The 10,931-nt window shown below is 68.2% G+C and carries 10 protein-coding genes; 3 read left to right on the plus strand and 7 right to left on the minus strand.

What is annotated here, in order from left to right:
- Positions 1-17: 17 nt before the first annotated feature.
- The 3 genes from CSC71_RS14260 to gap form a co-directional block, all read right to left on the minus strand.
- The gene (locus CSC71_RS14260) at positions 18-1,394 is read right to left on the minus strand and encodes a DUF3999 family protein (RefSeq protein WP_162375048.1); all 1,377 of its coding nucleotides are present in this window, start codon (positions 1,392-1,394) and stop codon (positions 18-20) included.
- Positions 1,391-4,081, minus strand: a complete 2,691-nt coding sequence (locus CSC71_RS14265; protein WP_162375049.1) for a DUF2339 domain-containing protein — start codon at positions 4,079-4,081, stop codon at positions 1,391-1,393. Before CSC71_RS14265 ends, CSC71_RS14260 begins: the two co-directional genes overlap by 4 nt.
- A gap of 104 nt (positions 4,082-4,185) precedes the next feature.
- Entirely contained in the window at positions 4,186-5,184 is a 999-nt protein-coding gene (gene gap, locus CSC71_RS14270) for a type I glyceraldehyde-3-phosphate dehydrogenase (RefSeq protein WP_162375050.1), read from the minus strand.
- A gap of 151 nt (positions 5,185-5,335) precedes the next feature.
- On the opposite strand from gap, the gene CSC71_RS14275 reads away from it, so the two are divergent.
- Both CSC71_RS14275 and CSC71_RS14280 read left to right on the plus strand, forming a co-directional pair.
- The gene (locus tag CSC71_RS14275; RefSeq protein WP_162375051.1) at positions 5,336-5,950 is read left to right on the plus strand and encodes an OmpW/AlkL family protein; all 615 of its coding nucleotides are present in this window, start codon (positions 5,336-5,338) and stop codon (positions 5,948-5,950) included.
- 107 nt (positions 5,951-6,057) lie between these two features.
- Entirely contained in the window at positions 6,058-6,900 is an 843-nt protein-coding gene (locus CSC71_RS14280; RefSeq protein WP_162375052.1) for a S1/P1 nuclease, read from the plus strand.
- Positions 6,901-6,981: 81 nt separating this feature from the next.
- Here CSC71_RS14280 and CSC71_RS14285 read toward each other — a convergent pair whose 3' ends face one another.
- Positions 6,982-7,308, minus strand: coding sequence for a hypothetical protein (locus tag CSC71_RS14285; protein ID WP_162375053.1), 327 nt, complete (start codon positions 7,306-7,308; stop codon positions 6,982-6,984).
- Between the two features lie 146 nt (positions 7,309-7,454).
- Between CSC71_RS14285 and CSC71_RS14290 the strand changes: the two genes are divergently transcribed.
- A complete protein-coding gene (locus CSC71_RS14290) occupies positions 7,455-8,009 on the plus strand; it encodes a flavin reductase family protein (protein WP_162375054.1) in 555 nt (184 codons plus the stop codon).
- Positions 8,010-8,159: 150 nt separating this feature from the next.
- On the opposite strand, the gene tkt is transcribed toward CSC71_RS14290, so the two are convergent.
- The 3 genes from tkt to CSC71_RS14305 all read right to left on the minus strand — a co-directional run.
- Entirely contained in the window at positions 8,160-10,157 is a 1,998-nt protein-coding gene (gene tkt, locus CSC71_RS14295) for a transketolase (RefSeq protein ID WP_162375055.1), read from the minus strand.
- A 166-nt stretch (positions 10,158-10,323) separates the two neighbouring features.
- Entirely contained in the window at positions 10,324-10,701 is a 378-nt protein-coding gene (locus tag CSC71_RS14300) for a GIY-YIG nuclease family protein (protein ID WP_211368053.1), read from the minus strand.
- 14 nt (positions 10,702-10,715) lie between these two features.
- Positions 10,716-10,931 (minus strand): IS3 family transposase (locus CSC71_RS14305; protein WP_162373230.1); only part of this gene is annotated, 216 nt, incomplete at its 5' end.

Raw genomic sequence — 10,931 nt, forward strand, 5'->3', positions numbered from 1 at the left:
GCCGGGGACGGATCGGCTCAGCGAGGATCCGGGCGTTTGCCGCGCAGCAGGCTGAAGGCGAAACCGGCCACGACCAGCGCGCCGACCACCAGCACCGCCCACAGCACCAGGTTCTTCCAGTCGCGCGGCGCTTTCGCCGGCCGGTAGGCGGCATCGCCGGCGCGCACGCTGCCCTCGCCCAGGCTGGCGGCGGCCGGTTGCCATTGCGCGCCGTTGCGCGCGCGCAGGGACTCGAGCATCGGCTCCAGCGCGGGCCGGTCGGCGCCTGCGTTGGCGCTGCCGGCGACCAGCAGGTACGGCGCGCGGCCCTGCGCGAGGAACACCACGCTGCCGGGGCGATAGCCGAAGCGCAGCGTGGGCGCTTCGGCCAGCGTCGTGCCCGGTGCGGCCTGCAGGCGCCATTCGCGGTCGCCAGTCGCGCCGTCGAGTTGCAGCGGCGCCGATCGTTGCTGCTGGCCGGCTTCGCTCAGGTGCCAGGTGTTCCAGCCGCTGGCCCGGACTCGCCATGCGGGTTCGGACGAAGCCATGGCGCGGTCGGCATCGCGACTGGAAACCGTCCACGTCGCCGTGCTGTTGGCCGGCATCGCCACATCCAGTCGTTGCACGGGAAAGCGACCGTCCAGCCGATAGGAATAAGCGCCGCTGTCGCTGCCGCCGGCGACGGCTCTCGCTTCCTGCCATTGCCAGTCGCCAGTATCCGCCGCATCCGCGATTTCGCCGCGCAGGCCGCGCAACCGCGGCGCGCCGCTGCGCTGCAATGGCGACAAACGCAGGTATCGCCGCGCTGCATTCACTTCGATGCGGTTGCCGCTCAACCGGCGATCCTGGTTGCGCAACTGCACCAGACGCACCTGCGGATCCAGCACCTGCCAGTGGCGCAAGTCGTCGCTGGCTTCCAGCCGGTAGCCCAGGTCGAAGGTCGCGTCGGCATCGGCCCAATCGACCACCAGCGCGCGCAGCCGGCCGGCATCGTCGCCCAGGTCGACCAGCCATGCCGGATCGACCGCGCCGGCCGCACGGTCGCCGGCAACCGAATTGCGGATCGACACCACCTTGCCGTCGGCATCGCGCTGCACCACCACGCTCAGGTCGTCGGCCGCCGCCGCTTGCGCTGCCGGCAAGGCGAACCACGGCAGGTCGACCCGCCGCAACGGCGCGGGAGCCGGCGCGGCGGCGGCGTACACACTGCTGGCCACCGGCTTGCCGTCGGCATCGATCACGCGTACGTCGCGCAGGTCGCGCCAGTATGCGGCGGCGTACACCGACGCATCCAGCGGCACGCGGTACGCGCCGGCATCGGGCTGCGCCAGCCGCAACGGCCATTGCCGGGCGAAATCGGTTTCGGCGTGCGCAGCCAGCGGCAGCAGCGCCAGGACGAACAAACGCTTCATCATGCGGAGGCCTCCTCGTTGTCTGCCCGGACCGGTACGCGTCGCGGCGGTACCGGCGCCAGCCAACCGACCAGCGTGCACAGCAGTCCGTAGGCGATGAACGCGCCGATGCCGAGCAGGTCGCCCAGGTTGCCGCGGTCGACCAGCAGCAATTTCGCCAGCACCACGCCCATCAGGATCGCGCCGGCCAGCCACAGGCCCCATTGCCCGCGCCGCGAGCCGGACACCCAGCCGAGCACGCCCAGCAGGCTCCAGACCACGGTCAGGCTGGTCTGCGCCAGCTTGCCGCCGAGCAGCGCATCGTTCCACGGTTCGCCGCCCCAGTGATGCACGGCACGCAGCGTCATCGTCGTCACCAGCACCAGCGCGGCCAGCGCCAGGCCGACCAGTTGCCACGGCGGCAGGCGCTGCCCGCGCCACAGCCATGCCGCCAGCAGCACCAGCACCGCCACCTGCGCCAGTTCCAGCGGGTTGAATACGACGACCCACGGCAAGGGCGCAGCGGCGCCGGGATTGGCCAGCGCCAGCAGCCACCACAGGCCGAGCAGCGCGAACACGATCCGCTGCAGCACCGGCCGGTAGTCGTCGAACGCCGCCCCCAGCGGTTGCGCCAGCCATGACCAGCGCCGCAGCGACACCGCGGCCAGCACCAGCCACGGCAAGGCCAGCAGCAGGCCGACCCAGCCTTCGGCCAGCTCGAAGCGTTCGCCCAGATGCCACGCCATCAACGACAGCACCGTCGGCCACAGCAGCCACCACGCCAGCTGCGCCAGCACGGCGACGCGGCCGCTGCCGGCGCGCAGGCACAGCAGGCTGCGCACGCCGAGCACCGCGAACACGGCCCAGGCCAGCGCGCCGTAGCCCGCCAGCGGCTGCCGGTGGGCGATGGCCTGCATGATCGCCAGCGGGAATCCGAACACGAACCCGCCCAGCACGGTCAACGCCAGCGCACGCGCCGGTTGCCGGCGCTGCACTTCGGCGGCGATCCAGCCGGTGACGGCGACGAGGATCAACAGCACGTCCGGCCGGATATCGTGGCGGATGAAGCGCTCGACCTCGGTCGCGCCATTGCCCAGCCACCACGACAGGCCCCAGGCGTAGGCCAGCGTCGCCACCACGGCGTTGCCTTCGCGCCGGTACAGCCACGCGGTGGCGAATGCGGCCAACGCGATCAGCAGCGCGCCCATGAACAGCGGGTTGGCGACCGCGACCGCCGCATGGCCGCCGGAAAGCCCCACCGCCAGCGCGAACGCCGCCGCCAGCTGCAGGCCGATGCCGCTCCAGCGCGCCAGCCGGTGCCGTTGCAGCAGTCCCAGCCACACCAGCCCCGCGCCTTCCAGCGCGAACACCGATGCGGTGGCCCGCGCCGACAGCGCCAATGGCACCGCCAGCGTGGCGAATCCGACCGCGAGGATCGCGTAGCCGTGCGCCAGCACCTGCAGGCGCCCGCGCCCGACCAGCAGTTTCGCCAGCACCGCGTACAGCGCGGCCACGCCGAGCGCGCACAGGGCCAGCGGCATGCGCTCGCCCCGCAGCAGGCCGGCCTGCAACGCGAACGCCACCAGCGGCGTGCCGAACAGCAGGCAGCCGTCGATGCGCGCGCCGTGCTTCGTCTCCGCCTTGCGCGCGTAAAGCAGCGGCAACAGCAGGTAGAACGCGAAGAACAGCAGCAGGAACGGCTCGGTGCTGGCGAACTTGGTTACCCGGTACTGCAACACGCCCCATGCGGTGCCGATGCCCCAGGTGAAGGCGAAACCGAGCAGGTTCAGTTCGCGCCACGGCCGCACCCAGGCGATCGCGAAGATGCCGGCATTCAGCAGGGCGTAGTACGAGAACAGGCCGACATGGTTGCCGCTGCCGTCGGACAGCCAGATCGGCGCCATGAAGCCGGCCAGCACGCCCAGGATCGCCAGCGTGCGCGATTCCTGCAGCACCGCCATCACCGCCAGGCCGGCGATCAGCACCACGCTGATCGCGAACGCCGGCACGGCGTCGATCAGCCCGTGATTCTTGAATGCGGCGAACACCACCAGCAGCAGTACGCCGATCGCGCCGCCCTGCAGGGCCAGCGCGAAGGCGCGGTGGCTTTCGCGCTTGCGCCACGCGAACGCCAGCGCGGCCAGCGCCGCCGCGCTGATGCCGGCCAGGCGGAACTCGATGGGCATGCGCAGCCAGCCCTGGTCGCTGGCGTATTTCAGCAGCGCGGCCACGCCGGCCAGCAACACCAGCATGCCGACCTTGGCCGGCACGTTGCCGGTGGTGAACCAGTGCTTGAGGCGCGCGACGCTGCGCTCGAGGAAATCCGGCCCGGCCGGCTGCGGTGGCGGCGCATCGGAGGCGCGCGCCTCGGGCCTGGCGGCGCGCGCATGCGCGGCCTCGCCGGCGTCGGGCTGCGAATGCCGATGCGCGGACGGCGCTGCCGCTGCCGGCAACAGCGGCGGCACCGCCGGGATTTCGGCCGGCTCCGCCACCGGCGCGGCGACGGGCGGCACGTGCGCGGCATCGGCGGGTTGTGGCGTCCGTGCCGGTGGTGGCGTTTCCACGGTCGCCGAACGACGTCGCATGCCTTCCAGCGTCGCTTCCAGCGCCTCGACCCGGTGCTTCAGCGAAGACAGCTTCACCAGCGCGACCAGCAACAGCACCGGCACCGCCAGCACCGCCAATCCCAGCAAGACGATCACCGTCTCCATTCGATCGCTCCCCACTCCCCTGCACCCTGCGGCGAACCGTCGCCGCACGCGAAAACGCCCCGCTGCGAACGGGGCGTTTCCTTATCGGCGGGCGGCCGGCCAACTCACTTGGCGACGACCCGGACCATCTCCAGGCACTTGTTCGAGTAGCCCCACTCGTTGTCGTACCACGACACCAGCTTGACGAAGGTCTTGTCCAGCGCGATGCCGGCGTCGGCGTCGAAGATGCTGGTGCGCGCATCGCCGCGGAAGTCGGTGGCGACCACCTTGTCCTCGGTGTAGCCGAGGATGCCCTTCAGCGCGCCTTCGCTCTGCGCCTTCATCTCGGCCTTGATCTCGTCGTAGGTCGCTTCCTTCTCCAGCTCGCAGGTCAGGTCGACCACCGACACGTCGGACGTCGGCACGCGGAACGACATGCCGGTCAGCTTCTTGTTCAGTTCCGGGATCACCACGCCGACCGCTTTGGCCGCGCCGGTGCTGGACGGGATGATGTTCTCGAGGATGCCGCGGCCGCCGCGCCAGTCCTTGTTGCTCGGGCCGTCGACGGTCTTCTGCGTCGCGGTGGCGGCGTGCACGGTGGTCATCAGGCCGCGCTTGATGCCCCACTTGTCGTGCAGCACCTTGGCGATCGGCGCCAGGCAATTGGTGGTGCACGAAGCGTTCGAGATGATCGCCTGGCCGGCGTAGGTCTTGTCGTTGACGCCGAACACGAACATCGGCGTGTCGTCCTTCGACGGCGCCGACAGGATCACCTTCTTCGCGCCGGCGTCGAGGTGCTTCTGCGCGCTGGCCTTGTCAAGGAACAGGCCGGTCGATTCGATCACCACGTCGGCGCCGACTTCGTTCCACTTCAGGTTGGCCGGGTCGCGTTCCTGGGTCAGGCGGATCTTCCTGCCGTTGATGACCAGCACGCCGCCATCGATGGCGATGTCGCCCTTGAAGCGGCCGTGCACCGAATCGTACTTCAGCATGTAGGCCAGGTAGTCGGGCTCGAGCAGATCGTTGATCGCGACGATCTCGATGTCGCCGAAATTCTGCACCGCCGCGCGCAGCACGTTGCGGCCGATGCGCCCGAAACCGTTGATGCCCACCTTGATCGTCATTGCCCTGGACTCCTGCGGCCACGCGGCGCGGGCCGGATAGCGGTTGAAGGAAGTTCCATTCTAGCAGGCCGGCGCGGGCGGATTGATCGTGATCAAGGCGGGACGCGGGGCGCGGGCGGAGACTGGCCGCAGATTCCACGGAGACCCCACCATGAAAAAGACCCTGATTGCCGCTTCCCTGCTCACCACCCTCTTCGCCGTCCCCGCCTTCGCCCAGTCGCAGGGGGCGTGGACGCTGGGCGTCGGTGCGCACCAGGTCGACCCGAAGTCCGACAACGGCGCGCTCGCCGGCGGCACCCTGCCGGTGGACGTCGGCGCGGACGCCAAGCCGACGGTGACGCTGGAGTACTTCGTCCGCGACAACCTCGGCATCGAGGTGATCGCCGCGCTGCCGTTCAAGCACGACATCTCCGTCGAAGGCCTCGGCAAGGTCGGCAGCACCAAGCAGCTGCCGCCGACCTTCACGCTGCAATACCACTTCAACGGCGCCGGCAAGGTCTCGCCGTTCGTCGGCGCCGGCCTCAACTACACCGCCTTCTTCAGCGAGGACACCAGCGGCGCGCTGGCGGACAGCAAGCTGAAGCTGGACGACTCGTGGGGCCTGGCCGCGCATGCCGGCATCGACTTCAAGGTCGGCAAGGGCGCGATCCGCGTCGACGCGCGCTGGATCGACATCGACACCGACGTTGAACTGGACGGCGCCGGCCTCGGCACCGTGAACATCGACCCCCTGGTGTACGGCGCGGCCTACGTCTTCCAGTTCTGAGCCCGGGCCTCCCGGTCGCGGCGGCGGATGAAGATGAGGCATCCGCCGCCGTCTTTTCCCGGGCGGCCTTTCTTCCGGACGGCACCCCGGTCGGGTAAAGTCGCGCCATGGACATCCGCCGACCGATCGCACTGCTCCTTTTCCTGTCCCTGCTGCCCGCGCCGGCCTTCGCCTGGGGCCGGCTCGGCCACTGGCTGGTCGGGGAGCTGGCTTCATACAACCTCAACCCGCGGGCGCGCGCCCAGGTCGAACTGTTGCTCAAGGGCGAACAGGACCCGACCCTGGCCGGCATCGCCAGCTGGGCCGACGACCTGCGCGGCAACGATCCGGAGCGCTTCAAGGCGACCTCGCGCTGGCACTACATCAACGCCAAGGGCGGCGGTTGCGCGTTCGACCCCGAACGCGACTGCAAGGACGGCGGCTGCGTGACCCGCGCCATCGAGGAGCAGGTCAAGATCCTCGCCGACAAGTCGCAGCCGCTGCAGGCGCGGCGCGATGCGTTGAAGTTCGTCGTCCACCTCGTCGGCGACGCGCACCAGCCGATGCACGCCGGCAACCGCGACGACGCCGGCGGCAACCGCTTCCAGATCAGCCTGCGCACGCCGATCCAGCCCGAAGAGTACGCACGCAAGAATTACGTCGACGGCGTGATGGGCACCAACCTGCACTCGGTGTGGGACTACTACATCCTGGCCTCCGCCGGCCTCAACCCGAAGCAGTACGCGCGCAAGCTGCACCGGCAGGTGCCTTCGGCGCACGCGGTGGGCGCGGACAGCGCGCCGCTGGCGTGGGCCGGCGAATCCTGCTCGCTGATCGACGCGCACCAGCTGTATCCGCAACAGCACGTGATGACCCACGCCTACCTGGACGCGATGCGCCCGTTGGCCGAACAGCGCATCATCGAAGGCGCGGAGCGGTTGGCGGAACTGCTCAATACCGCGTTGAAATGACACGCGTCGGAACGGCATGCGCCCAAACGGAAAAGCCGCGCAATGCGCGGCTTTTTTTGTCGTTCCGGAAAATCAGGCGCGTCACTTTCCGGACTGTTTCCGGTATTCCTCCGCAGAGAAGACTTCGCAAGTCTCTCCCGCTTGTTGCCGGTAGAACTTCGCGCTGATCGCCTTGCCTTCGTGCTCGCGGATTTCCCACAGCCCGCCCGCATACACGGACACGGACCGGCCCTTGAACTCCTTTCCAAGCCCGGTCGCCGCCGAACCCGCAGCGCCGCAATAAAGCACCACGCCATCCTTCGCCGCCGAATTCCAGAACTGGACCGGCTTGGGATAGTCGTCGGCCTGCGCCGCACACGCCATTCCCGACAACACCGCGACCGCCATCAACTTTGCCGCAAACGCCATGGCCGCCTCCGCTGCTCGTGGATGACGCGAATACTGCCATAAAATCCGCGCGATACCGCGGGTGCCGACAACGCATCGCCGATTCGCGATACCTTCCTCCGATCCCTTTCCCGCCGGGGGTGGGAGGTCCGCACGAGGAGCCCCCGATGAAACGCAAGCGCGATTTCCCGGTCGAACAGGTCCGCCGCTTCCTCGAGCCCGGCCCGGTCGTGCTGCTCAGCTCGGCGTGGAACGGCGAACACGACATCATGACGATGGGCTGGCACATGATGCTCGGCTGGGACTTGGTCGGCACCTACATCTGGGACGCGAACCGCACCCATCATCTGGTCCGCAACAGCCGCGAGTGCGCGCTCAACCTGCCGACCGTCGACCTGCTCGACGCCGTCGTCGGCATCGGCAATTGCAGCGGCCGCGACGGCGACAAGTTCGAGCGCTTCGGCCTGAGCGCGGTGGCCGGCGAGGAAGTTTCTGCGCCGCTGGTCGGCGAGTGCCACGCGAACTTCGAATGCGTGCTGCACGAGATGCGCAACACCGACCTGTACAACCTCTTCATCTGGCAGGTGGTGAAGGCACATGTCGCCGCATCGCCGAAACTGCCGAAGACCGTGCATTACCGCGGCAACGGCGAGTTCATGGTGTCCGGAGCGGAAATCTCGCGGCGAAAACTGTTCAAGCCCGAGATGCTCGACGAGCCCTGAACCAACTCCTCTCCCGCTTGCGGGAGAGGGAAACGCGCGAAGCGCGAGGGTGAGGGTCCGGCTTTTGCACGGAAGCATGCCCGCTTCGCGAGCGCCCTCATCCGCCCTCCGGGCCCCTTCTCCCGCAAGCGGGAGAAGGGTTTCGATCCGTCAAAGCGCCTTCGCCGCCTCGACGACCTTGTCGACGGTGAAACCGAAATGCGGGAACAGCTTGTCCGCCGGCGCCGACGCGCCGAACGTGGTCATGCCGACCACCGCCCCGTCCAGGCCGACGTACTTGCGCCAGTAGTCGGCGATGCCCGCCTCGATCGCCACGCGCTTGCGCACCGACTTCGGCAGTACCGCCTCGCGATACGCCGCGTCCTGGCGGTCGAACGCCTCGGTGCACGGCATCGACACCACGCGCGCCTTGATGCCTTCCGCGTCGAGCGCCGCCTTCGCCTGCACCGCGAGGCCGACCTCGGAACCGGTGGCGATCAGGATCACGTCCGGCGCGCCTTCGCTGTCCTTCAGCACGTAGCCGCCGCGGGCGATGTCGAGCACCTGGCCTTCGTCGCGCGGCTGGTGCGGCAGGTTCTGGCGCGAGAACACCAGGCAACTCGGCCCGTCCTTGCGCAGCACCGCCTGCTTCCACGCCATCGCCGACTCGACCGCGTCGCACGGGCGCCACACGTCGTTGTTCGGGATGTAGCGCAGCGTGGCGAGGTGCTCGACCGGCTGGTGGGTCGGGCCGTCCTCGCCGAGGCCGATCGAGTCGTGGGTGTAGACGTGGATCACGTGCGCCGGGATCAGCGCGCTCATCCGCACCGCGTTGCGCGCGTAGTCGCTGAACACCAGGAAGGTCGCATCGAACGGCAGGAAGCCGCCGTGCAGGGCAAGGCCATTCGCGATCGCCGACATGCCGAACTCGCGCACACCGTAGTGCACGTAGTTGGCGTTCGCGTCGGCCCCGGTCACCGACTTGCTGGCCTTCCACTGGGTCAGGTTGGACGGCGCCAGGTCGGCCGAACCGCCGATCAGTTCCGGCAGCAGCGGCGCGAACGCCTCGATGGTCAGCTGCGAGGCCTTGCGCGAGGCGATGCCCGGGCCGTCGAGCTGCTGCTTGGCGACGAAGGCGTTGGCCGCCTCGACGAAGCCGGCCGGCAGTTCGCCGCGCAGGCGGCGGTCGAGCTCCTGCGCCTCGGCCGGGAACCGCGCGGCGTACTTCTCGAACAGCGCGTTCCACTCGGCTTCGTACCGCTTGCCGGCATCGACCGCGTTCCACGCCGCGTAGATGTCCTGCGGGATCTCGAACGCCGGATACGGCCAGTCCAGCGCCTTGCGGGTCAGCTCAACTTCGTCCTTGCCCAGCGCGGCGCCGTGGCTTTCTTCCTTGCCGGCCTTGTTCGGCGAACCGAAGCCGATGACGGTCTTGCAGCAGACCAGGGTCGGCTTGTCGGTCGACTTGAGCGCGGTGTCGATGGCCTTCTTGACCTCGACCGGGTCGTGGCCGTCGACGTTGCGGATCACCTGCCAGCCGTACGCTTCGAAGCGAGCCGGGGTGTCGTCGGTGAACCACTCCTCGACTTCGCCGTCGATGGAGATGCCGTTGTCGTCGTAGAACGCGACCAGCTTGCCGAGCTTCCAGGTGCCGGCCAGCGACGCGGCCTCGTGCGACACGCCTTCCATCATGCAGCCGTCGCCCATGAACACCCAGGTGCGGTGGTCGACCAGGTCGAAGCCTTCGCGGTTGTAGCGCTGCGCCAGCAGCTTCTCGGCGAGGGCGAAGCCGACGGCGTTGGCGAAGCCCTGGCCGAGCGGGCCGGTGGTGGTTTCGACGCCGGGGGTTTCGTGGTGCTCGGGGTGGCCGGCGGTCTTGCTGTGCAGCTGGCGGAAGTGCTTCAGCTCGTCCAGCGGCAGGTCGTAGCCGCTCAGGTGCAGCAGGGCGTACTGCAGCATCGAGCCGTGGCCGTTGGACAGGACGAAGCGGTCGCGGTTGGCCCACTGCGGGTTGGACGGGCTGTGGCGGTGGTAGTCGTTCCACAGCACTTCGGCGATGTCGGCCATGCCCATCGGCATGCCGGGGTGGCCGGAATTGGCGGCCTGCACGCCGTCGATGGCGAGGAAGCGGATGGCGTTGGCGAGCTGGCGGCGGGTGGGCGTCGTCATGGGAAGGCCTGAATTCGAGGGCGGGCGGTGCCCGGCGGGCCGCGGGCGGGCGGCTATTGTCCCATACCGCCGAGGAACGAGACATCCGTAGGGCGGGTCATGACCCGCCACGGGGATCCAGCGGGATCGCGGGAGGCGGGTCATGACCCGCCCTACCCGGGCTTGCTTACATGTATTTCCGTCGCCTGAAAGCCTTCACATCTGACAGGGAGAGGAGAAACCACTCGCCGTTGACTCGCTTGTCCTTGAAGCGCCGATGCCAATAGACCTCGATACCGGATGGATCGTCGGTTGCTATCACATGGATAACTTCTGCACGCTCCGGCAACTCTATGGAAATTTCTTTTCCGCGCCTGATCAGATCGTTTGTAAATCCAATTTTGTAATGCCTGCCTGACTTTATAAGGTAAACAAAGCCATCCTTTCCTTCACTTGAGGCTATGGCCTTGTGACTTTCCGCTCTATCTTCCGCATGCTGCAAAAAAGCAAGGACATCGTGAAATTCGGACTTGCTCTCGCAGAAATCCCTAAGCCGACTTCTCACCTCTTCCTTGGGTTCTACCCCGAAATCACGGACGGTTGTAAAAGGGCTGAGAACTTCTGGTCTTGCCTGGCGACCCTTCGTCGCATCCTCGGGTTGTGGAACCGCTCGATGTATTCGAACACATCAGCCCTCGCGGCATCGAGCGTTGGGTAGGTCATGCGGTAGACCCGCTCGCGCTTGAGCAGGCCGAAGAAGCCTTCGCACGCGGCGTTGTCACCGCAGTGGCCCAC

It is taken from the genome of Pseudoxanthomonas sangjuensis (genome assembly GCF_010211755.1).
GTDB lineage: Bacteria > Pseudomonadota > Gammaproteobacteria > Xanthomonadales > Xanthomonadaceae > Pseudoxanthomonas_A > Pseudoxanthomonas_A sangjuensis.

Coding starts and splice junctions, on each gene's coding strand:
- CSC71_RS14260 (WP_162375048.1), bottom strand. CDS start 1,394: ATGATGAAGCGTTTGTTCGTCCTGGCGCTGCTGCCGCTGGCTGCGCAC.
- CSC71_RS14265 (WP_162375049.1), bottom strand. CDS start 4,081: ATGGAGACGGTGATCGTCTTGCTGGGATTGGCGGTGCTGGCGGTGCCG.
- gap (WP_162375050.1), bottom strand. CDS start 5,184: ATGACGATCAAGGTGGGCATCAACGGTTTCGGGCGCATCGGCCGCAAC.
- CSC71_RS14275 (WP_162375051.1), top strand. CDS start 5,336: ATGAAAAAGACCCTGATTGCCGCTTCCCTGCTCACCACCCTCTTCGCC.
- CSC71_RS14280 (WP_162375052.1), top strand. CDS start 6,058: ATGGACATCCGCCGACCGATCGCACTGCTCCTTTTCCTGTCCCTGCTG.
- CSC71_RS14285 (WP_162375053.1), bottom strand. CDS start 7,308: ATGGCGTTTGCGGCAAAGTTGATGGCGGTCGCGGTGTTGTCGGGAATG.
- CSC71_RS14290 (WP_162375054.1), top strand. CDS start 7,455: ATGAAACGCAAGCGCGATTTCCCGGTCGAACAGGTCCGCCGCTTCCTC.
- tkt (WP_162375055.1), bottom strand. CDS start 10,157: ATGACGACGCCCACCCGCCGCCAGCTCGCCAACGCCATCCGCTTCCTC.